A 21,943-nucleotide genomic window follows, 5' to 3' on the forward strand; every position below is an offset into this window, starting at 1 on the left:
CTTTATTGATTTTCTAATGGTTTTTTATGACTATTATCTGTCGATAAGGTTTGATGTGCATTGATCAATTGGTGCAGTGTTTCGTCTTTTTCTTCCCAAATTTGATTTAGCCAGCGTTGAAAATCCACTCTGTATTGAGGATCTGAAAAATAACGTTTATCGTCTACTGTTGGTACGGGTAATACACGAATTCGAATGGTTATTTTTTTAATGCGTCCATGCATCACTTCAACTAATGCGTCTTTATTCATTGCCTCTGGATATAAAAGAGTAATATCAAGAACATTGGTAAACTGTTCACCCATAGCGCTTAATGTAAAGGCTATTCCACCAGCTTTGGGTTTTAATAAATGGCGGTAGGGAGAGTTTTGGCGTGCCTTTTTTTGCTCAGTAAAGCGTGAACCTTCAACATAATTGATAATAGAGGTTGGCATATGGCGGAACTTTTTACAGGCTCGACGTGTTGTTTCGAGATCTTTGCCTTTTAGCTTTGGGTTTTTTTTCAGTTTACGTGGGCTGGAGCGATTCATAAAAGGCATGTCTAACGCCCAGCATCCTAGTCCCATTAATGGGATAAAAATTAATTCCTTTTTTAGGAAAAACTTAAGCATGGGAATATTATTGCGTAATATGTAAGTTTGCACTGCAATATCAAATCCACTTAAATGGTTACTGATTAATAAATACCATGCATTTTTATCTAAACTGTCTAATCCTTCAATATCCCATTCAATGTCAGCAAGTAAAAACAAAATACCGCCATTGCATGTTGCCCAAGCCCACATAAATCGATTCATTATTTTAGTAATAAAAATGCGTCCAGATGGGGCTGGCGTAATGAATTTTATGATCCCGCCGATACAAATAAGAGTACTCCATACTGTGGTATTAATGATTAATAATACAGCACTTATTAAATAGAGAAGTGGGCCTGGTAAAAAATTAAGCATTGATTATAGCACCTCTTTATTGGGGGTCCCTTGTTGGGCCATCTTGGTTAATTGTTCATCTTTTGTCTTCCAAATTTTATTCAGTTCGGCTTGAAAATCAATCTTAAATTGGCGATCTTTTGTATAATCACCTCTCATTTTGTCATTGATGTCTGTGACCTTAATATGTACATCGACGTGTTTGACTTTACCTGAGATATACTCCCAATAAGTGGGACTCCCTTGCGGATAATAAATGGTGACATCGACTAATTTATGGATGTGCTCTCCCATTGCTGAAAGCGCAAAGGCCATTCCACCTGCTTTGGGCTTGAGTAAGTGGGTAAAAGGTGAAGCTTGTCTTGTGTGTTTACTTTTATGGAAACGTGTTCCTTCTACAAAATTCATTACGCTAACGGGTTTCGTTTTAAATTTTGAACAGGCTTTTTTGGTAATTTCTATGTCTTTACCTTTTAGTTTTGGGTTTTTCTTTAATTGAGTTGGGCTATAGCGTTTCATAAAAGGAAAGTCCAGCGCCCACCAAGCTAAACCAAGGACTGGTACAAATATTAATTCTTGTTTTAAAAAGAACTTCAAAAAAGGAATACGGTGATTAAGTATGCGTTGCAAAACTAAAATATCGACCCAAGATTGGTGATTGGCAATGACCATATACCATTCTTTGGTGCTGAGCGGCTGATCGCACTCAAGATTAATTTTAACTGGGTGGAAGAGCCTTTCAATAATACCATTGCAGCTTATCCAAGAACTGGCTGAAAAATCGATGAGGTAAGTGCATACTGTTCGTATGACTCGCAGTGGAAGAAGCTTGAGTAAACTAATGATGAGGATAGGGCAGATCCAGAAAAGTGTATTTATTGTATATAACAAAAAAGCCAAACAGCCAGTGATCCCAGATACGAACGAACCCATTAAATATTGCCTCGATAAAAATTGGAGACCTATGTTACTCGTAGTCGCTCTTGGGCTCAATCATGAAATGTAAATATGATTAAATATTAGCCTAACAGACGCAAGTTGATTCTATTGATAATGAATCGTTGCGGGAATGCAGTGGTAAGGCTGTATAATCTAATATGCTTTTAAATTGTTTAGTAGTTTATCCATGGCTCGGTAACTCAAGGCTTGTGCAATATGAGAGCGATCAATATTTTTCTCACTTTTTAAATCGGCAATGGTTCGAGCAACTCTTTGTATTTTATGGTAACTTCTTACAGATAGCCCCAGTTTATTGAGTGTGTCTTCTAAATAGTGTAAATCAGAGGGGTGAAACCAATTGGTTTTTTTCAATTGAGTGCCTGTCAGTTGATTATTCAGTATCCCTGAGCGTTCAAGTTGTATTTCACGAGCTTGTTTTACGCGTTTAGCCACTATTTGGCTGGTTTCTTGCTGTGAATGATGATTGTTTAGGGTGCCTACAGGTAATTTAGGTACATCTAATGTTAAATCAAATCGATCTAGAAAAGGGCCTGATAATTTAGACAAATAACGTAAAATTTGATCTGGATTGGCTCTTGGGTTGTTTATATCCCCGCAAGGGCTGGGATTCATTGCGGCAATTAACTGAAATTGACTTGCAAAGGTGAGTTTGGCTGCAGCGCGTGAAATGACGACTTCCCCTGTTTCCATCGGCTCCCTGAGGCAATCTAATACTTTTCTTGGGAATTCTGCTAGTTCATCTAAAAATAACACGCCTTTATGGGCGAGTGATATTTCACCCGGTTGCGGAATACTGCCACCTCCGATGAGAGATATCGCTGAGCTGGTATGATGAGGGTTGCGGAATTTACGTAAGAAAAAAGCATTTTGATTGATCGATTGGCCTGCTACTGAATATAGGGTTGCCACTTCTAAGGCTTCTTCATAAGTTAAATCTGGTAGAATGCTGAGTATTCTGCTGGCCAGCATGGTTTTCCCTGTCCCTGGGGGGCCCATCATTAACAAATTATGGTTACCTGCGGCAGCGATTTCTAAACCTAACTTTGCTTGTTGTTGACCGATAATATCACTTAAGCAGCCGAGTGGATTGTGCGAGTGCTCAGTTGGGGAGGATTGCCATTGGATATTATTGTCCAGGCTGGGAAGAGAGGTTTGGCCATGTAAAAAAGAGCAAAGTGATTGTAGTGTGTTGGTAAAGTGTACATTTTGGTAACCCACCAATTCAGCTTCTTTTTGATTATCAATAGGAAGAACAAGACCGATCTGCTGTCTTTGAGCTGCAGTGATAACGGGAATAAGGCCTTGGCACGGGCGTATATAGCCTGAAAGTGCAAGTTCACCAACAAATTCTAAAGGAATAATGGCTTGTGGTGGTATTTGTCCTGATGCGGCTAAAATCCCGATAGCAATGGGGAGATCATAACGTCCGCCTTGTTTTGGAAGATCGGCAGGGGCTAAGTTAACCGTTATACGTCGCACTGGAAACTCTAAGCCAGTATTAATAATCGCACTGCGTACTCTTTCTTTGGCTTCTTTGACAGATGTTTCTGGTAATCCCACTAAGTTAAAAGCAGGTAAACCATTACTTAAGTGTACTTCAACAGTAACTGATGGGGCATCAACCCCTTTATTTGCCCTTGTTTTAACACAAGCAATGGCCATAAACCAATCCTTTTATTAAGGCTATGTGGGTTTTTTACAGTGTAGTTGCTGTTCTATTTTTTCATCTTTGTTTTTTATGATTCTATAATCTATACAAACTTACTTAATAATATACAAGGGTATAAATTTGATAAGGGGTAAGTCATAACATTTTGATATAAATAATTTTTAATTTGTTTTCAATATAAATTAATGCTTACAATTTAGTGCTTAATCTCACCGTGAAAATGTTATAATTAAGGCAAGGTATTTATGTTTTTAAGCGATTAATATGGTCTTTTCAAAGCATGATAGCTACTATTTTAAAACCAGTGATAATGTCAATCTACACTATATCGATAAAGGTCAAGGTCAGGCTATCGTTATGATCCCCAGCTGGACAATGAGTGCTGTGCAATACCGATATCAAGTTGAGGGATTAAGCCTGAAGTACCGTACTATTGCACTTGATATGCGAGGTCATGGTGAATCTGAGTTTGTTGACTTTGGATATAAAGTATATCGCTTTGCAAAAGATGTTCATGAATTATTAGTTCACCTTTCATTGGATAAAGTGGTATTACTCGGCCATGCTGTTGGAGCGACAATCGTCTATTGTTATTGGGATTTATTTGGTTTAGATCGACTCGATAAATTAGTCTTAGTGGATAAGTCGGCAGCGACAGTGATTAATGCTAAGTGGACAATAGAAGAAAAAGCACAATATGGGGCGATATTAGATCCTAAGTCTGCCATTGATATACGCAATCAATTGGCGGGAGAGGAAGGGGAAAAATATAAGCGTATTTTTGTTCATTCTTTATTCTCAGAAACGCTTTCAAATGAGCAAAGGGTATCAATCTTAGCTGCAAGTATGCGTGTTCCCAATAAAGAATCTGCGACACTTTTTTACAGTAATGCTCACCAAGACTGGCGTGATTTATTACCTCGAATTACAGTGCCTACTTTACTGATTGTAGGGCGAGCGAGTTTAGTCTCAGTTGCATCTCACCAATGGTTACATCAACAAATAAAAAATTCACAATTGGTTATATTTGAAAAAGAAGAGGGAGGAAATCACTTCTCTTTTATTGAAAACCCTAAAAAGTTCAATCGTGTTGTTGATGACTTTATTCAAGAGCAGAAAGAGGAAGAAAGATGAAACCCTTACATATTCTTTCCTCTGAACATGGTTATTTTTACACATCAGATAAAGTGAAATTACATTATATTGATAAAGGTGAAGGAAAATCTTTGGTGATGATATCGAGTTGGACCTTGTCTGCTGAGCAATTTAGCGCTCAAATTTTGCACTTTAGTCAAAGAAATCGTGTTATAGCACTTGATATGAGAGGCCATGGGCAATCTGAAAAAGTAGATTATGGATACAAAATATATCGATTTGCGAAAGATCTCCATGAGTTATTTGAACATTTAGCATTGGTCAATATAACGCTTTTGGGTCATTCTGTGGGAGCCGCAGTCATTATGTGTTATTGGGAGTTATTTACTGGGGAAAGGCTGTTAAAACTTGTGTTAGTCGATCGTCCTTCAATGACTATTTCTAATCCGCTGTGGACAGCGGAACAAGTGAAGCACTATGGAGCAGCAATGGATGTGCATACAGCCATGGAGGTGAGAAATATGATAGCTGGAAATGAAGGAGATCAATATAAAGCCGTGTTATTGAATTGTATGCTCACACCACCTATTTCTCTTTATATGAGGCAACGTTTGTTGGATTCGAGTCAAGCTGTACCTAAGGAGCAAGCTGCAATACTTTTTTATGATGAAGTACATCAAGATTGGAGAGAGGTATTGTCCTTAATAAATATACCGACTTTAATCATCGCGGGTAGAGCTAGTCCGATTTCCTTATCATCACAACAATGGGTAAAAGAACAAATTACAGGCTCTATATTGATTATTTTTGAAGAGCATGAAGGAGGGAAGCATTTTCCTTTTATTGATAATCCAATTAAATTTAATCGTGTTATTGACAAGTTTATTGAATAATCTTAATGAGTTTTAAGACTGGGGGGTCTGATGGTTTCCAATATAGTGCATCATTATTTTATGACGACTGACAATGTCAAGCTGCATTATATTGATGAAGGTCGGGGTATACCTTTAGTTTTACTGCATGGTTGGTCACAAAGCTGTGAGCAATATAAGTATCAAATTGAAGGATTAAGTCATAAGTATCGTATTATTGCGTTAGATATGAGGGGGCATGGTTTATCTGAAAAGGTCAATTATGGCTTTAAAATATATCGACTTGCTAAAGATGTTAATGAATTACTGTGCTATTTGGATTTAAATGATGTGGTTGCGCTTGGACATGCATCGGGCGCCGCGGTGATTTGTTGCTATTGAGAATTATTTGAAGCAGAGCGATTAGCTAAGCTGGTATTGGTGGATAAAATCCCGGTATTAACTTCTAATCCTCTATGGTCACCAGAAGAAGTGGCGAGTTATGGATCCTTTGTCGATCCTGTTTCTTCTATGAGTTTTGTGAATACTTTATTAAGTGACAGAGCTGATATGGCAAAGACGATTTTATTGCATAGACAGATCACTCCAAATATTCTTCCTGAGGATGAAGGCTTATTAGTGGATAGCAGTTGTGCTTTGTCGAACTCTGAAGGTGCAGTATTGTTGTATAATGAGTTTCATCAAGATTGCCGTGATGTTATTGCTCGTATTAACTTACCCACTTTAATTATCGTCGGTAGAGGAAGCCCAACACCTGTGAGCTCTCAAATTTGGATGAATAGTATTATTAACGATTCTCAGCTTGTTGTTTTTGAAGTTGAAGAGGGGGGGAAACACTTTACCTTTATTGAAAACCCTAAGAAATTTAATCGTATAGTAGAATCGTTTATCCATTAAATTAACTGGTCAATGAGTGTATTTTTTCTGTTGCTTTTAATCCATTTCCGGTAATGATCCCAACTGTTGTTTGCTCGGGTTTGATAATATTATTTTTAATGAGTTTGCTTATTCCAGCAAAAGCGACTGCTGAAGTTGGTTCAATGAAGAAGCCTTTTTGCCCCATTTTTATTAAGGCTTGTTTGATTTGTTTGTCTGATACATCAATAAATTGCCCCTGAGTGTGACGCACAAATTGAATGATTTCGGTTATACGAGAAGATTGAATAATGCGGATCCCTTCTGCAATGGTATCTTGCGGTTTTAAGGGGGAGTGATCATGATTAAATTGTTTAACAAACGGGTTGACAGCTTTTGATTGAATACCAAATAGTCTAGGGATTTTAGTTATTTCACCTGTTTTTAAGAGTTCTTTGAATCCAAGATAAGCGCCAGCGATGAGGCTACCATTACCGGCTGGTGCAATAATGTTATCAGGGGCTTGGTAATTGTTTTGTTCCCAAATTTCATAAGCGATTGATTTTACACCTTCGATAAACAATGGATGCCAGTTGTGGCCAACATAGTAACTGCCATGAGTGTGAAGACTGTTAATAGCTGCATTGGCTACATCTTCTCGTGATCCATTGATTTCAATACAGTTCGCACCATACATTTTAGTTTGTACGACTTTTCCTACTGCGGTTCCTGCGGGAATAAAGACATTGAGTGCTAGGCCACCTTTGGCGCAATAGCCCGCATAAGCGGAGCCTCCATTACCACTTGAATCTTCTGCAAAGCAGTCAATGCCTTGTTTTAATAAGTAATTAATGACCATGGCCGCACCTCTGGCCTTAAAGGAACCTGTGGGCATTAAGGAATCCATTTTTACAAAAATGGGCGTGTTATCCCATACACATTCAGGCATAGGCGTGAGGGTTTCGTTGAACGAGACTTGTATATTTTGCCTACCGATAGGGTAAGCTTTACTGTAACGCCAAAGCGAAAAGTCCTCTTGAATTATATCACTTTTATTTAATCCTAATGTATCGTCATTTAGCCAAAGTGCTCCACCGCAATCACATTTTATGCGTGTTGGGGAGGCGAGGTAGGTGGTTTTGCATTGCATACATAAATATTGCATGGCATTTCCTTTGAATTTATGTCGAAGTTTTAGATCATATTATGTTTATTTTTATACGCTGCTAAATGATTATGACCGTTGATTAGCTTTGCTTTAAATAATGCTTAGGCGAGACATGTAAATGTTTTTTAAATACATTAATAAACGCAGAGCTAGAGCTATAACCTAAATCTAATGCGACTTGGGTGATGGATGCATGAGTTTGCAGTCGCTCAAGCCCTATGAGTACGCGCAACTTTTGCCGCCAATCACTAAAACATAATTGGCATTCTTTGATGAAAATACGATTAATAGTGCGAACCGAAGCACCAGAAAGTGTTGCTAATTCAGGCAAAGTTCGGTTATCAGCTGGATTATTTTGTAGAATTTGGCAGATTTTTCTCAATCTAGGATCCGTTGGCCAAGGTAAATGTAATGGGCTTTCAGCTGCGTGCTGTATTTCGTCAATGATCAAGGTTGCCATGGCATTGTCTACATGAGTTGAAGCGTAGCGAGATTGCCATGCATTGCAGCCTCGAATAATGAGTTCTTTTAAAAATTGAGACACTTCAATGACTTTGACCTTGTTACCTATTTTTTTTCCTAATTCATCACTAATGTGCAAACTACGATAAGCGACTGTCGATAAATTATTGACTTGATGAGTGACATACTTAGGCAGCCAGACGGCTCTTTGAGGGGGAATGAGAAAGCTTTGGTTGCCAGCAATGATGTTCATTGTTCCTTTTACTGCATATTGCAATTGATACCAAGTGTGATGATGCGGCATGCCTAAGGTATTGGCTTCATGTGTTGCGACAATAGCTTCAATAGGGTACTTCATTATTTTTTTGAGTGTGAAGGGGTAAGGGGTCATCGAGTCGTTATTCCTTATCACGGAGTAGACAAAGGATTAATTTGGCGTATTTGATAAATAATAAGTCATAATTGATGAAGTTTGCCACTTTATTTCCTCGTAAACTGCTTTAGATTATTTTACAACTTAGGAATAAAAATGAACGTTAGGGATAAATACCATACTCTGAATGGCTTTTCTCAAGATAAGCACGCGCAGCAGTTTTTATTGCTCAGTGCTATTTGTGTGGCGATTACTTTTTCAGTTTGGCAGGCGTTATTAAATAATTTTAGTGTCGAGCAGGCCAGCTTCACTGGGACCGAAATTGGCATATTACAAACATTACGTGAAATTCCAGGGTTTCTTGCATTTGGGGCTGTGTTTCTATTGCTACTCCTAAAAGAGCAATACTTAGCGGTGGTTTCACTGGCTATACTTTCTATTGGTGTTGGGTTAACTGGTTTTTTTCCAACGAGTTATGGTTTATATGCAACGACGATTGTGATGTCGGTGGGTTTTCATTATTTTGAGACAATTAATACCTCCTTACAAATTCAATGGTTAGGGAAAAAAGAAGCGCCAGCCGTGATGGGGAAAATACTCAGTAAAACAGCGATGGCGGCATTAATCACCTTTAGTATTATTTGGTGTGCGATGGAATTTTTGCAGGTGCCTTATTGGGTTATTTATGTGATTGCAGGAATACTTGGCTGTGTTATGGCTTTATATTTATTTCTTCGCTTTCCTTTGTTGCCAAAAAAATCAATTCAACACAGACATTTAGTAATAAGGAAACGTTATTGGCTTTATTATGCATTGGTGTTTATGAGTGGTGCTCGCAGGCAGATATTTGTGGTGTTTGCTGGATTTTTAATGGTCGATAAATTTGGCTTTTCGGTAGAAAATATGGCCATGTTATTCATCATTAATCAAATTGCAACAGTTTGGTTAGCACCTAAAATTGGCCGGTTTGTCGGACATTTTGGTGAGCGAAATGTGCTACTAGTGGAGTATATTGGTTTAATTATTGTGTTTGTAGCCTATGGACTGGTAGATAACCATTGGGTTGCCTCAAGCTTATATGTCATTGATAATATTTTCTTTGCTATGGCTATCGCCACTAAAACCTATTTTCAAAAGATTGCATCACCTGAAGATATTGCGTCTACATCGGGGGTGTCCTTTACGATTAATCATATTGCTGCAGTGGTGTTACCGGTTTTCTTAGGTATGATCTGGATGATAAGTCCTGCATTGGTGTTTTATATTGGCGCAGGTATGGCTGTGGTGTCTCTTGGACTGGCTTTATTGGTGCCGCATATTCCTAAGCCAGGTCATGAGTCGTTATTTAAGCGAAATATGGCAACTGAATTCAGTTAAGTTTTTTAGTAAAAGCTTTCTTTCATATGTTTGAGAGCTTCAGAACTCATCGTATCTCGGCTAAATATTTCACTTTCGTTTAGTCAGTCTTATTTATCATTAATAATTTATTAGTGGTAATGGCTATGGTATTTTTATATTGATTGAGCTACAGAGGTTATGCATAAACGGATATTAGGTCATGAGCCTGTACGTAAATAAAAATGAGTGCGTTAGCCTTAACAATGAATAATTCAATGCTGTTTTAAAGTAAAAAGAATGTAAGCGCCAGCATTTTTTGCGGCGCTTATTTAACTCATTGATGTTGTTTTTGTTGATTTTTATAACTTATACATGGTTAAAATAGTGTATATTACCATTGTCATCCATTTGGCCTTTTCCACCAAACTTCATGTGTTCTTCAACACCATGAAATACATCTATTCCTTTAGCAAGTCTTAGGTTAGAGAATATCTCCTTTTGCATGGTGATATAATTATTTAAAAGTGATGTAACTGTAGGGTTATTTGTCTTTGATAGTTCTTCTATACTCTGTTTATCTTTTTTGAACTTGTCCTGTAGTATCATTTCAAATTTAGCAAGTTCAATCTGGATTTCGGTGTCGTCATGTGCTTCTTGAATATCTTTTGGCTCGCGGCTATATTGCCCTAAATTAACTGTGTATGGATCAATAACACTTGAGAATTGCTCAATACCTTCATTTGGGTATTCTAGTACCTTGAGTTGATGCTGGCTTGCTTCTATTTTGAACTCATCTGAGAAACCGTAAGGAACGTCTAGGTCATCTTTGTCGATTTGTTGAAACTTGCTGTAATCTTCAACCGGCTGAGTGTGTTGAATAAAAATTTTATCATCACGAATGATATTAAGTTTTAACTGATATTGACCTACTTCATTTTTTTCAAGTGTGGCATTAAATTGCTCTCTGTATTCAGGCTTCACAGAGTTGAGCATGTTGATCATTTTGTTACACATCGATACTGGGGCGACGATTGAATTCGAAAGGTTTATTTCATCTGTGCATTCTAGGAGCCGTTTTGCTGAATGCATATCATCATCGATGAACCAGTCTTTGATTTCGTCGATTTTTTTAAGATTATTTTGAGCATTGAGCTCTCTTAGTTCAGTATTTTTTTCAAAAACCTCTTTTGCGATTCTATGGTTATTCTGATTTAGGTTTACGTTGATTTCAAGCTGATTAATGTCGAGAGGTTTATGTGAATTTTCCGGTATGAGTTTTGGTAAAATATCGTCAGGGTTAATATAAGCTTTCTCAATGAGTCCATTATTTTGCAGGGCTAAAAGATTATGATTCAATTGCTCTGCTATTTGCTGTTGTGCTTTTTCTTGAAGGTTAACACTAATCGTGCGTTTGAAAATAGTTTGATCGCAGGATTGGTTCAGAACTTGAATGTGGCATTTCATCTCTCCATTTGGGCCATTATATACATTGGCTTTGAAGCATTGCTTAAGTGGATCTTGAGAATGTGCCAAACTGTTCAGTTTTTCAATTATATTTTTAATTTGGGTTTCATCTTGGTTCTCGTTATGAAATATATCATACAGTAATTCGGCGGTTTCTTGCTTTACTGAGCCTGAAAAAGCCCAGTCAAGGAATTTTTCGAATAAGCTCATGTTTAGCACATTACCTGTATGTTTTGCCGCTGCAATTGTTTGCAAATTTTCCATCGTAAGAGATTGTGAGAAAATACTGGATTGATTACTAATAGAAATAGAGAGGGACATTTCACCGCCTAAGATTAATTAATGTTAATCTTTTGATTCTCTCAGGTAGAATATTCACTTGCTATCAGAAAAGTGAATAATTATAAATTAAACGTAATTGTTTATTTATATTTCATTTTTTAATCCTTTGAATCTGCTCGTTGACTTATTATCGCTTAATTTATTAACGGCCTTTAACTTATTGCCAGTGTGTTCTTGGCATTATCTATCGTATTTACACAGCCCGTAAAAATAGTCATCAACATATTGACCGCCAATGAAGGCGTTTTGCTTTAAATGCCCTTCTCGTATAAAGCCTGCCTTTTCTAGTAGCTTATAGGAGCCTGTATTATTAACGGCGCAGGTTGCGACAAGTTTATTCAACTTTAAGGTTACAAAGGCATGGGCTTGAATGAGTGAAAGGGCTTCAAAACCATAGCCTTTCCCCTGTGATGATGCTTTAAGCATAAAGCCAATTTCGGCGATTGCGGCATCGGGGTTAGTGATTTTTAGGCCAATACTGCCCAGTTTTTCACCCGTTTCATTATGATTAATACTCAAAGATAACCAGTGTTCACTGTCTTTATTCCAAGGTAAAAGCTGCATTTCAAATTTTGTTCTGGCTTCTTCCTCAGTAAAAGGATCGTACACATGTTCCATCAGTATAGGATCAGTCGAGAGATGCAATGCTAATGGCCAGTCGCTTTCATCATATTGCTTGAGTGTGATTCTTGAACCTACTAAATTCATGTGATTTAACCTTCTTTTTATCGCCGCTTGCTACTGATTATCGAATAATATTGTGACTCTTTTATCACAATATTATTCTTTTATCTATTGATTATTAAATGCTTTTTAAAGTTTTTTTCCTCAAAGGTATGTTTACACTATGCTTAATTTATCTGTGAGCTATATTGAGTCATTTTATGGCGAAATTAAAATGCGTCGCTAAAGGGCTAAGTTATCCTGAGTCTCCTCGTTGGCATAAAGGGGAGCTGTGGTTTACTGATGTGTTTTCTGGGGAAATAAAAGTGCTTGATGGCCAACAGCAGCTCAGGTTGGTGGCAAAATATGAAGGGGCATTATCAGGTATAGGTTGGATGCCTAATGGTGACTTTTGTGCGGTATCAGTGTTTGAACATAGCGTCCTTAAACTCAATGATGATGGGCAGTTTTACATTTGGGCGAACTTGGATGATGAGGGAAGTTTTGCCAGTAATGATATGATTATTGATGAAAGGGGAAATGCTTTTATTGGTAATATTAGCTTTAATTATATGCAAGGAGAATCGCCTAGGCTAGGTAACATTAAGCATTTGGACAGTGATGGACATTGTTTAACAGCCGTAACAGAAATAGGAACGGCAAATGGAATGGCCGTTAGTCTTGATGGCAATACCTTGTTTGTTGCTGAAACTTTTGCAGACTGTTTAAGTGCTTATCAATTAAATAGTCATGGTGTGTTAACTAATAAGAGACAAGTCGCTTACTTTCCCAAAGGAAGTTGTCCAGATGGAATATGCCTCGATAATCAAGGGGCGGTTTGGGTTGCCTGTAGTCAGTCTTGTTTAGTTTATCGAGTCAATTTACAAGGTGAGTATTTGGAGCAAATTAGTTTGCCTGATGAAGTCCATCCATTGGCTTGCGTATTAGGGGGAAAAGAGCGAAGAACATTGTTTATTATGACGACAAAAACCTTTGATCCTGAGGAAGCGACATCTCTGTTAACCGGTGCTATTTATAGCCTTGATATTGAGTATTCCGGTGTTGGAAAACCATGAGCCGTAGGGTGTGGGTATATCTGCTAGATTAATTGGCTAATGACTTATTCAACAATAGAATAAATGGTTACAAAAGCGAATAACTTTTAATCAATTGTCATGGTAAAATTTAGTGAAGTGAATATTGTAGGTGAGTCGTATGAAAATATTTTCTGATTATCTAAGAAAGATTCAAAAAATGCCTGCACATCGTAAAGGCTCTAAATTTGAAGAAGGCATTTTTATCGTATTTTTTATTCTATCGGCGGTGTTTGTGCTGACTTAGAAAGGTAGAGGGTATTTTCTTTCAGTAAAGTGTGTTTGTGGCTACATATATTCAGTAATGATAAATAAAAAGCGTTTGGAGTGATTGCTGTATTGCTTCTATTTTTCAGCTTGGAGGGACTGACTTCCTTCAGTATTGTTATTAACTGAGCTTCAATTTCACTGTATTGCGTCATAATATCGTCTGCTTCATCAGGGGAGAGCGGTGTCGACAATAGTTTATATGTTTCTGTGATTATAGATTTATTTTTATCTTGTGATTGAACGAACTCGGTATAATAGGGATCTTCTTTTATCATTAAGAAATGAAAAATACTGTAATATAGGCGTAAAGGTGTTTGTTTTCTGGATAGAAAAGCAGCTTTATTTGAATGGTTATCTTGGTTTAAATTTATAAATGCGATGAGGTGTCGCTTTAAACTTCTTAGATTATATGCGCCTTGACTATCCCAAAGATTGGCGGTGTTTAAGGCTTTTTTATGTGAAAAAATTTGAGCCAAATTTTGATTAAATTGAGTCAGTAGCAAAGTATAGGTGTGCTTTATTTTGTCCTGTTGCTGATAAGGCCAAAATAAAGCTTGAAAGATGATGACACTGCTTACACCTAAAAAAATACCGCCAAGCCTTTCTAATGGAACGACGAGGGATGTATTAGGGGTTAATTGATTGATTACACCTATGATAAAGACAACATTAGCCTGTGTTCCTAGGCTCATGGAGTCTGTGTTGGAGAAATGTAAAAGCCCAAAACTGAAAATAACGCCAAATAAAATGGCTAATATTAATGGGAAACTGTCCAAGCTTAAAGTGAGCACAAAGAGAGATATAATGCTTCCAATAAGGCACCCCGCAATACGTAATAGACCCTTATCTCGAGAGATATCGCTCGATAAGTTAAAGCAAACAGCAATAGAAACTGCAATTTGATAATAACCGGGCAAATTAAAATAAAGCCAAATAAAAGGGACAAATAAAATAGCGGCCGCGCCTATGATTGCATGTTTAAAATAGTAGGGGTCATATTTAAAATAATCGCTGATATGGCGTTTAAATTCTGGAGAGTCATGGGTTTTTGCTTTACCTACATTGCTCTGTAACGCAAGTTTCTTTGTTTCATTTTGTATGGATTTTAATGATTGAAACCATTCGTAACCGATGAGTTTAGAATGTATATGATGATGTACTGTCTCTGGGGGATTTGTGTATTCTTTAAAAAGCATGCTTTTGAGTTGAACCATACTTATTTTAATTGTCGTTAAATTTTCATTGATGAAAGATTGGGTTGTTTTTTCAAAAACACTGAGAACAGTAGTACTTGTTAAGGCGACTTTGATTGTATTCAGTATTTCTGATAAGGGGGTATGGAATTGATTTAAGGCTGAGAGCATTTTGCTATGTTCATTTTCTTTCAATATTGATTTGAATGCACCACTGAGATATTGATGTCGTGTGGTATCCATCACTATGGAAGTGATGTTTCTAATATTAGTGAGTAAACTGATTAATTGCTCATGTTGTTTTTTAGATTTGATTTCATGCTGAGCAAAGATTAATAATTGATCCTGTTTTATTTGATGTGTACTGATTGCTTTAAGCGTGTCAAAGATGTCTTGCTGTATTTTTTCTTGCTCATGTTGATTATGGCTTTTTGGCTGAGCTATCAATGATATATATTGCATGTTTGTGTCATTTAGCTTAATGAGTAAATTAATCAGTTTTATCAATGAATCAATTAATTGTTTATGGGCATATTGAGTGGTGAAACATAAGCTAATGATACAACTACTGAATACACCTATAATAATTTCTAGGCTGCGAAAAAAGGCGGTATTAATAAAATTTTCAGGTGTTGGATTATTGAGACTTGCTAATAAGATCATAAGGCCAGTGACATAGAAAAAAAGCCATGTATAAGTTTTTTCTTCAATGGCAAAGGTTAAATAAATACCGATAAAAGCAAGAAAAAAAATAGCAACTGAAAAAAGCGGCGGAGATGTGATGAATAATGAGATGATCAGTAAAGCCGCTGCTGCACCAAGTATTGTGCCTATGGCTCTCTCTAGGCTTTTAGATAAGGTATTACCCACTGTCGGTTGGGTAGAGATAAAGGCTGAAATGCCTGCCCAATAAGGCTCTTGGGTTTGCAATAAGACGGCCAGAAAAATAGCGACAATAACGGCTGCACTGGCTTGAAAAGCTAATCTTGTTTGGGGGGAGCTTAATGTAAAGGTTTGCACTTGAAGATGAGTGTCTTTTTTTATTTTTTCAAGGACATTCATTAATAAGTACCTTTAAATACGCTTAACATTAGGCTGGTTAAAAGATGATGACTTTAGCATCAATACCAACAGGGAGATGATTACTGTTAGGAAAGTTCATCAGCTTTATACGAACGGGGATCCTATATTCGTAACGTATCCAGTTAGTGATAGGTTCAATGTAAGGTAATGATGGGTCTGGTTGGGTATTGCTGCGAGATACACCTCTGCCAAAACTGGTGATTTGTCCTCGATACAGCTTCCAAGGATGATTTGATAGGTAGACCCAAACAAGGGTGCCTTTCGTCAGTGAGACTAAGTTACTTTCTTTTATATTGGCGACAATATGTTTACTATTTTTCGTTATAAAGCCGAAAAGAGGGGTGGCTTGATTGGCATAGTCGCCAGCATATACTTTTAAATTGTTAATATAGCCAGCTGATGGTGCATAAATTTGACTCATTTTTAGATTGTATTCAGCTTGCCTTAATGCGGCTTTTTGTTGTTGAACAAGGGCTTGATCGAGCGGGGCTCTTTTGACTAAGTCCTGATAGGTGAGTTGAGATTTTTCCAGTGTGGCCGTGGCAATGTTGTATTCTTCTTGTTTGGAGTCGAGATCATTTTTAGAGACTGAGTTCTTTTTTTGTAATATCTGATAACGCTCAAATTCGAGTTTAGCAAAATTGGCTTGAGCTTGGCTGATTTCTATTCCTGCTTGTGCTTCCTTAAGTTGAGTACTGAGTAAATCTTGTTGTGCAACGGCTTGCGCAACGAGGGCTGTGGCATTATTAACGGCAATATTAAAGGGTTCTTGATCTAAAGTGACGAGTAAGTCACCTTTTTTAACTTCTTGATTATCTATTATGTTTATGTGAGTTATCAGGCCAGATACGCTAGGCGTGATTTTGACGACATTGGCACTGACATAGGCATCGTTATTATAAATAAAAAAATAGCCAGAGCTGTAATACCCCGCAATAAAGAGAAGTAAAAGGCTTGCTAAAAGCAGCAATTTATTGTGAAAAAATGATCCCATGACATCGTCATAATTAAAATGCATATATTTAGCAGTATAGCTGGATAGGCTTTAATTAACCTTAACTCGGGTTAATGAGTGTCAGATATAAATTTAATGGCATTTAAAATCAAATTCTTAATTTACTTGCCTGTTTTTATTTATGTCACTTTTTGCTAAATGCCGATATTTTTGTCGATATCAAGGCGAGGTTTCGTGCCTAATAGCCCGCTATTAGTCGGAAGCACAACACAGATAGGGGCCAAAATAGCGATATTTAACGGCGCTGCTTAACTCGAGTTCAGGCTAATTAGGTTTGTTGGTTTTTTAAAGGAGTTTGGTGGATGAATCTATGATGCAAGTTCACTACGAGTCCATTAAGCATGAGGCCAACGACACCTGCTGGAAGTCCAAAGGGTTGGGTGAGAGAAGGGGTAAACATATAAATGAGTGTAAAGCTTAATCCAGTAATGAGGCCCCATAACAGCGAGCTTGCTCTTAATTGTTTTATATGTAGCCCCATCATAACTGCTGGTGCGATTTGACAGAGAAGCTCTAATTTTAATTGGATTAACCACCATAAAGTCACAGGGACATAAATGGCCAAGCTAGCCATAATAGCAATTAATATCCAAGTAAACACTTTTCCCATATAAATCAATTTTCTTTGACTCGTTTTTGGGCGATAAGCTTGATAAATATCTTGCGTAAATAGCGAGGAAATGGCCAGCATTGCTGAATCAACGGTTGACATGATAGCGGCAATCGCTGCTGCGATAAACAAAGTAATGATATATTGCATACCGGCAATATGATTAAGTTTAGATAGCATTAACAGTATGATTTCATCAGAAGTGACTTTATCTAAGTTAGGAAAGTGTGCGGCGCCGATAATGGCAATAATGATGATGGGTAATGTGGTGATAAATGGCATGACGAGCATTAATTGTAAAGAACGCTGCAACGTTTTTTTATTTTTGGCTGCATAAATTCGCTGAATGGCTTGAGGATAAACTGCGGCACCGAAACAGACCATGATTAATGTTCCAATCCAACTCTTTATATCTGCTATGTTCGGTGTTTTAAAGAATTGTTTGTTAGTATTTTCCAGTAGGGTTTGATTCGTTAATATTGAACCATACTGAGTCCAAACCACCGTAAAAATAATTAAAATGGTGACTAACAATAGAATGCCTTGTATGGCATCAGTCCAAGCAACTGAGCGCATTCCTCCTAAGGTTTCATAAATCACCATAATCAGTGCCATAGAGATTATCCCCTGGGCAAAATTAATTTGTCCACCAGTGGCATAATCCATAATATAACCAATGGCTTTAAGGTTGCTTAAAATATAACCGGATAACACCATTAAGCAAATAGTGACAATGAGAGTGGTGAGCCATTTATTGTTATAGCGATAAGCAATGAAATCACCGACAGTGATAAAATTATGGGTCTGAGATAATCGAAATAACTTGGGGGCATACAGCATATAACCACCGATAACCGATAGCATTAAGGTCATACCAACTAAGAAAAACCAGCCGCTTCGATAAGCTGAACCTGCAAACCCAATGAGATTGTTACCACTGTATTGTGTTGCATATAAGGTCAAAAATAACACCCCGACGCCAAAACTTTTACCGCCCAAATAGAAGTCATTAAGTGTGTTTTCTTGACTTTTTTGCTTCCCTAGAATGCCAACGCCAATAAGAGATACCAAATAAAGGATAAGAAATATCATACTAGGGGGGTTGAGTAAGGGATTCGTCATGTTGTCTCTACGCTATTTTATTCGTTTTTAACAGGGAAAAGGCGGTGATAGGTTTTTTATTCATCCCACTCTTTTTCTAGTGCGATAAACAGGAGCAGCGCATAAATGATACTGAGGATAAGTGAGCCCCATGCCCACAATGGGATCCCCCAATAGGTGGTGGCATCAAGAAAGGGAGCAGTTAATAATAAACATAAAAAAGACAGTTTGAGCAAAGGCGCTTTTACGGGAGTCATGTTTTTTCAATGGTGTGTAACAGTGTTTTACAGTGTAATTCAGCCTGCGTTTATTTACTATTTTAAATCAACCTGATAGTAGATATTAGTCTAAATTTGGCTGGTGAGCTGTATTAAAAGATCTTAATTATCAACAAGATGTTTGTTGGAAAGACTAATCATTTAACTTAGTCATTTTTGTAACAACTGGGAGGTTAATAGTTAATAATGATCTTAAATTGGTATGGTTGTAATTACACTACCAATTTAAGGTTCTTTTCGTGTGATCAGTTAATTTATATTGCTTTTAAAAATGCGCTGATCACGGGCTCTTCTTGGCGCTTTATTTTACAGCAGCAACCTAATTCAAAAGGTGCTATGGCGATAGGTGAAGGTAGGAGTTGGATCCTATCTCTCACAGGACTATTTTTAATGACAACTTCTGGTGTGATGCTGACACCACAACCCAGTGCAACCATAGAGGCAATGGCTTCATGGCCCGATACTTGAGCATAAATATTGGGAATTAACCCTAATTTTCTGAACCAATTATCAATACGAATGCGTCCAGGGCCATGTTCAGGAACAATAAAAGGCAGTCTGTCCCAAGGAAGGTATGATTCGTTAAGTAATTCTTGTACTTTACATCTAAAAGTCGGGGCTATGATGGCTAAAGGAATATTATCGATTTTGGAAAAATGTAAGCTATCAGGAAAAGGCTCGGGTAAAGCAGTGATAGCGATGTCGGTTCGATTTTGACTTACTTCATGGATTGCGTTCGCAGCATCGCCTGTGGTTAAGGCTATTTCAACTAAAGGATGTTCTCGCCTGAAGCGGTCAAGTAAACCCGGTAGATGGCTATAAGCGGCCGTTACGGAACAAAATAAATTTAACCTTCCTCTTAGCAGATCTTGTTTGGGATCGATTTTTGTTTTTAATTTTCCCCAATTATTTAAGGTTTGTTCGGCAAAATGCCGGTATTCAATCCCTGCATTAGTCAGTGAAACGCTGCGATTATCTCGCCTAAATAATTGTGCACCCACTTCTTCTTCTAAACGTTGCATGGCACGGCTTAAGGTTGAAGGGCTCACATGCATGGCGTGTGCTGTTTTAGTAAAGTGTAAGCTATCACATAGGTGAAGATAGAGTTTAATTGTACGAATATCCATAACATTTGCTCAAGTAGTAAATATTTTTCTTAACGCTGTGATCACTAATACAAAACATAGTATTTGTGTTGCAAAAAATGCAATACAGTGTTCCAAATATATCATTTTAAGCAATGAAAAGCTTGCGCTATAGTGGCTTCAATCGCGATTTGGCTTAATGAGAGTCAATCGCTCCCCGTAGTCCTTTAATGAGGTGGTACAACAGATGGCTAACTATTTTAATTCTCTGAGTTTACGTCAACAATTAGAACAGCTGGCTCAGTGCCGCTTTATGGATCGCAGTGAGTTCAGTGAAGGCTGTAATTATATCAAAGACTGGAACATTGTCATATTAGGTTGTGGCGCTCAAGGTTTAAACCAAGGTTTAAACATGCGTGATTCTGGTTTAAATATTTCTTTTGCACTGCGCCAGCAAGCGATTAGTGAAAAGCGCGCTTCGTATCAAATGGCCACGGGCAATGGTTTCCGTGTTGGTACTATTGAAGATTTAATCCCAGCAGCGGATTTAGTGTTGAATTTAACCCCTGATAAGCAGCATACCGCAGCTGTCAATTCAGTTATGCCACTCATGAAGCAAAATGCAACGCTGGCTTATTCTCATGGATTTAATATTGTCGAAGAGGGCATGCAAATTCGTCCCGACTTAACGGTTATTATGGTCGCACCTAAGTGTCCAGGTACCGAAGTTCGTGAAGAATACAAGCGTGGTTTTGGTGTGCCAACGTTGATTGCGGTTCATCCTGAAAATGATCCTAATGGCGATGGTTTCGACATTGCTAAAGCGTATGCCAGTGCAACCGGTGGTGACAGAGCCGGTGTATTGCATTCATCATTTATTGCCGAAGTGAAGTCGGATCTGATGGGTGAGCAAACCATTTTATGTGGCATGTTACAAACGGGAGCTATTTTAGGTTATGAGAAAATGGTTGCCGATGGTGTTGAGCCAGGTTATGCGGCTAAGCTTATTCAGCAAGGGTGGGAAACGACGACCGAAGCGTTGAAGCACGGCGGTATTACTCACATGATGGATAGATTATCCAATCCGGCCAAAATTAAGGCCTTTGAAACCGCTGAAGAGCTAAAATCAATTCTTAAACCGCTTTTTGCTAAGCACATGGATGATATTATCAGTGGTCATTTTTCACAAACCATGATGGAAGATTGGGCCAATGATGACGCAAATCTTTTAAAATGGCGCAATGAAACGAATGATACTGCTTTTGAAAATGCGCCAGAAAGTGATGAGGTTATCGATGAGCAAGCGTATTTCGATAAAGGTATTTTTCTCGTTGCTATGATTAAAGCGGGCGTAGAACTTGCCTTTGATACTATGGTTGAAGCCGGCATCATCGAAGAGTCTGCTTATTATGAGTCATTACATGAAACGCCATTAATCGCGAATACAATTGCCCGTAAACGTTTATATGAAATGAACGTTGTTATTTCTGATACGGCTGAATATGGATGTTACTTGTTTAATCACGCTGCGTTGCCTATGTTGCGTGATTACGTCAATAATATGCCTAAAGAACTATTAGGCGCAGGCCTTAGCGATACTCATAATGGTGTCGATAATGTTCGATTAATTGAAGTCAACCAAGCTATTCGTCATACCCCAGTTGAGAAAGTGGGTGCTAAGTTGCGCGGTTACATGACAGAAATGAAAAAAATTGTAGAAGAAGCTTAATGATTAGGTTTGCCCTTAAACGCGAATAATTTTTGAGATTGAGATTGAGATTGAGATTGAGATTGAGATTGAGTTTGAGTGCAAGATTTAATTTTAAGGAATGTAGAATAGTTGCAATAAGGACGTGAGTAGTATGTTGTTCTTTCATGTGTTTAATGCTATTACATTCCGTATTAGCTGAAAGACAACAAATGATACAAAGTTTTTGTTGTCTTTATTTTTGGCTTTGTGGTAAACCTTAAGTATCGCTTTTATGTTTATGTAAGAGTCGATAACCGAATTTATGCAAAGAAAC

19 protein-coding genes are annotated in these 21,943 nt (G+C 37.6%); 7 read left to right on the plus strand and 12 right to left on the minus strand.

Features of this window, described 5'->3' with window-relative positions:
• Positions 1-2: 2 nt before the first annotated feature.
• The 3 genes from Q0976_RS01165 to Q0976_RS01175 all read right to left on the minus strand — a co-directional run bounded on the left by Q0976_RS01165 (position 3) and on the right by Q0976_RS01175 (position 3,551).
• Positions 3-950, minus strand: coding sequence for an acyltransferase (locus tag Q0976_RS01165; protein WP_299490010.1), 948 nt, complete (start codon positions 948-950; stop codon positions 3-5).
• A gap of 3 nt (positions 951-953) precedes the next feature.
• A complete protein-coding gene (locus Q0976_RS01170; RefSeq protein WP_299490012.1) occupies positions 954-1,862 on the minus strand; it encodes an acyltransferase in 909 nt (302 codons plus the stop codon).
• A gap of 159 nt (positions 1,863-2,021) precedes the next feature.
• Positions 2,022-3,551 carry a YifB family Mg chelatase-like AAA ATPase gene (locus tag Q0976_RS01175; protein WP_299490014.1) on the minus strand — a complete coding sequence of 510 codons (1,530 nt, stop codon included), beginning with the start codon at positions 3,549-3,551 and terminating at the stop codon, positions 2,022-2,024.
• A 271-nt stretch (positions 3,552-3,822) separates the two neighbouring features.
• On the opposite strand from Q0976_RS01175, the gene Q0976_RS01180 reads away from it, so the two are divergent.
• From Q0976_RS01180 to Q0976_RS01195, 4 genes are read left to right on the plus strand one after another with little or no spacing between them, the layout of a single operon-like run.
• Positions 3,823-4,692: an alpha/beta hydrolase gene (locus tag Q0976_RS01180; protein WP_299490016.1), complete on the plus strand. Its 870-nt coding sequence runs from the start codon at positions 3,823-3,825 to the stop codon at positions 4,690-4,692.
• Positions 4,689-5,546 carry an alpha/beta hydrolase gene (locus Q0976_RS01185; protein WP_299490018.1) on the plus strand — a complete coding sequence of 286 codons (858 nt, stop codon included), beginning with the start codon at positions 4,689-4,691 and terminating at the stop codon, positions 5,544-5,546. Before Q0976_RS01180 ends, Q0976_RS01185 begins: the two co-directional genes overlap by 4 nt.
• Positions 5,547-5,576: 30 nt before the next feature.
• Positions 5,577-5,906 (plus strand): alpha/beta hydrolase, encoded by a 330-nt coding sequence (locus tag Q0976_RS01190; RefSeq protein ID WP_299490021.1) that lies wholly within the window; start codon positions 5,577-5,579, stop codon positions 5,904-5,906.
• Positions 5,907-5,945: 39 nt separating this feature from the next.
• The gene (locus tag Q0976_RS01195) at positions 5,946-6,422 is read left to right on the plus strand and encodes an alpha/beta hydrolase (RefSeq protein ID WP_299490024.1); all 477 of its coding nucleotides are present in this window, start codon (positions 5,946-5,948) and stop codon (positions 6,420-6,422) included.
• 1 nt (position 6,423) lies between these two features.
• Here Q0976_RS01195 and Q0976_RS01200 read toward each other — a convergent pair whose 3' ends face one another.
• Both Q0976_RS01200 and Q0976_RS01205 read right to left on the minus strand, forming a co-directional pair.
• Positions 6,424-7,545 (minus strand): pyridoxal-phosphate dependent enzyme, encoded by a 1,122-nt coding sequence (locus Q0976_RS01200; protein ID WP_299490026.1) that lies wholly within the window; start codon positions 7,543-7,545, stop codon positions 6,424-6,426.
• An 82-nt stretch (positions 7,546-7,627) separates the two neighbouring features.
• Entirely contained in the window at positions 7,628-8,401 is a 774-nt protein-coding gene (locus tag Q0976_RS01205) for a helix-turn-helix transcriptional regulator (RefSeq protein ID WP_299490028.1), read from the minus strand.
• A gap of 138 nt (positions 8,402-8,539) precedes the next feature.
• Here Q0976_RS01205 and Q0976_RS01210 point away from each other — a divergent pair, with 138 nt between their 5' ends.
• Positions 8,540-9,760: an MFS transporter gene (locus tag Q0976_RS01210; protein WP_299490031.1), complete on the plus strand. Its 1,221-nt coding sequence runs from the start codon at positions 8,540-8,542 to the stop codon at positions 9,758-9,760.
• A gap of 327 nt (positions 9,761-10,087) precedes the next feature.
• Here the strand turns inward: Q0976_RS01210 and Q0976_RS01215 are convergent, their stop codons facing one another.
• Positions 10,088-11,506, minus strand: a complete 1,419-nt coding sequence (locus Q0976_RS01215) for a hypothetical protein (protein ID WP_299490033.1) — start codon at positions 11,504-11,506, stop codon at positions 10,088-10,090.
• 201 nt (positions 11,507-11,707) lie between these two features.
• A complete protein-coding gene (locus tag Q0976_RS01220) occupies positions 11,708-12,235 on the minus strand; it encodes a GNAT family protein (RefSeq protein ID WP_299490035.1) in 528 nt (175 codons plus the stop codon).
• 176 nt (positions 12,236-12,411) lie between these two features.
• Here Q0976_RS01220 and Q0976_RS01225 point away from each other — a divergent pair, with 176 nt between their 5' ends.
• Positions 12,412-13,266, plus strand: coding sequence for an SMP-30/gluconolactonase/LRE family protein (locus Q0976_RS01225; protein ID WP_299490037.1), 855 nt, complete (start codon positions 12,412-12,414; stop codon positions 13,264-13,266).
• Positions 13,267-13,499: 233 nt separating this feature from the next.
• On the opposite strand, the gene Q0976_RS01230 is transcribed toward Q0976_RS01225, so the two are convergent.
• The 5 genes from Q0976_RS01230 to ilvY form a co-directional block, all read right to left on the minus strand.
• A complete protein-coding gene (locus tag Q0976_RS01230; RefSeq protein WP_299490039.1) occupies positions 13,500-15,809 on the minus strand; it encodes an FUSC family protein in 2,310 nt (769 codons plus the stop codon).
• A gap of 37 nt (positions 15,810-15,846) precedes the next feature.
• Complete coding sequence (locus tag Q0976_RS01235; RefSeq protein ID WP_299490041.1) at positions 15,847-16,824, minus strand: HlyD family secretion protein; 978 nt, start codon at positions 16,822-16,824, stop codon at positions 15,847-15,849.
• Between the two features lie 289 nt (positions 16,825-17,113).
• Positions 17,114-18,577, minus strand: coding sequence for a sodium:solute symporter family protein (locus Q0976_RS01240; protein WP_299490043.1), 1,464 nt, complete (start codon positions 18,575-18,577; stop codon positions 17,114-17,116).
• A gap of 56 nt (positions 18,578-18,633) precedes the next feature.
• On the minus strand, positions 18,634-18,813 hold the full coding sequence (locus Q0976_RS01245; RefSeq protein ID WP_299490045.1) for a hypothetical protein: 180 nt from the start codon (positions 18,811-18,813) through the stop codon (positions 18,634-18,636).
• 275 nt (positions 18,814-19,088) lie between these two features.
• The gene (gene ilvY, locus Q0976_RS01250; protein WP_299490048.1) at positions 19,089-19,961 is read right to left on the minus strand and encodes an HTH-type transcriptional activator IlvY; all 873 of its coding nucleotides are present in this window, start codon (positions 19,959-19,961) and stop codon (positions 19,089-19,091) included.
• A 205-nt stretch (positions 19,962-20,166) separates the two neighbouring features.
• On the opposite strand from ilvY, the gene ilvC reads away from it, so the two are divergent.
• Positions 20,167-21,648, plus strand: a complete 1,482-nt coding sequence (ilvC, locus tag Q0976_RS01255; RefSeq protein WP_299490050.1) for a ketol-acid reductoisomerase — start codon at positions 20,167-20,169, stop codon at positions 21,646-21,648.
• Positions 21,649-21,943 lie beyond the last annotated feature (295 nt).

Origin of the sequence: uncultured Shewanella sp. (assembly GCF_947501665.1) — a bacterium.
GTDB lineage: Bacteria > Pseudomonadota > Gammaproteobacteria > Enterobacterales > Shewanellaceae > Shewanella.

What these genes read in the sequence shown, in the direction of transcription:
- Q0976_RS01245 (WP_299490045.1), bottom strand. Translation starts at nt 18,813, where the DNA reads ATGACTCCCGTAAAAGCGCCTTTGCTCAAACTGTCTTTTTTATGTTTA.
- ilvY (WP_299490048.1), bottom strand. Translation starts at nt 19,961, where the DNA reads ATGGATATTCGTACAATTAAACTCTATCTTCACCTATGTGATAGCTTA.
- Q0976_RS01230 (WP_299490039.1), bottom strand. Translation starts at nt 15,809, where the DNA reads ATGAATGTCCTTGAAAAAATAAAAAAAGACACTCATCTTCAAGTGCAA.
- Q0976_RS01185 (WP_299490018.1), top strand. Translation starts at nt 4,689, where the DNA reads ATGAAACCCTTACATATTCTTTCCTCTGAACATGGTTATTTTTACACA.
- Q0976_RS01215 (WP_299490033.1), bottom strand. Translation starts at nt 11,506, where the DNA reads ATGTCCCTCTCTATTTCTATTAGTAATCAATCCAGTATTTTCTCACAA.
- Q0976_RS01235 (WP_299490041.1), bottom strand. Translation starts at nt 16,824, where the DNA reads ATGGGATCATTTTTTCACAATAAATTGCTGCTTTTAGCAAGCCTTTTA.
- Q0976_RS01165 (WP_299490010.1), bottom strand. Translation starts at nt 950, where the DNA reads ATGCTTAATTTTTTACCAGGCCCACTTCTCTATTTAATAAGTGCTGTA.
- Q0976_RS01190 (WP_299490021.1), top strand. Translation starts at nt 5,577, where the DNA reads ATGGTTTCCAATATAGTGCATCATTATTTTATGACGACTGACAATGTC.
- Q0976_RS01180 (WP_299490016.1), top strand. Translation starts at nt 3,823, where the DNA reads ATGGTCTTTTCAAAGCATGATAGCTACTATTTTAAAACCAGTGATAAT.
- Q0976_RS01175 (WP_299490014.1), bottom strand. Translation starts at nt 3,551, where the DNA reads ATGGCCATTGCTTGTGTTAAAACAAGGGCAAATAAAGGGGTTGATGCC.
- ilvC (WP_299490050.1), top strand. Translation starts at nt 20,167, where the DNA reads ATGGCTAACTATTTTAATTCTCTGAGTTTACGTCAACAATTAGAACAG.
- Q0976_RS01240 (WP_299490043.1), bottom strand. Translation starts at nt 18,577, where the DNA reads ATGACGAATCCCTTACTCAACCCCCCTAGTATGATATTTCTTATCCTT.
- Q0976_RS01220 (WP_299490035.1), bottom strand. Translation starts at nt 12,235, where the DNA reads ATGAATTTAGTAGGTTCAAGAATCACACTCAAGCAATATGATGAAAGC.
- Q0976_RS01170 (WP_299490012.1), bottom strand. Translation starts at nt 1,862, where the DNA reads ATGGGTTCGTTCGTATCTGGGATCACTGGCTGTTTGGCTTTTTTGTTA.
- Q0976_RS01200 (WP_299490026.1), bottom strand. Translation starts at nt 7,545, where the DNA reads ATGCAATATTTATGTATGCAATGCAAAACCACCTACCTCGCCTCCCCA.
- Q0976_RS01210 (WP_299490031.1), top strand. Translation starts at nt 8,540, where the DNA reads ATGAACGTTAGGGATAAATACCATACTCTGAATGGCTTTTCTCAAGAT.
- Q0976_RS01225 (WP_299490037.1), top strand. Translation starts at nt 12,412, where the DNA reads ATGGCGAAATTAAAATGCGTCGCTAAAGGGCTAAGTTATCCTGAGTCT.
- Q0976_RS01205 (WP_299490028.1), bottom strand. Translation starts at nt 8,401, where the DNA reads ATGACCCCTTACCCCTTCACACTCAAAAAAATAATGAAGTACCCTATT.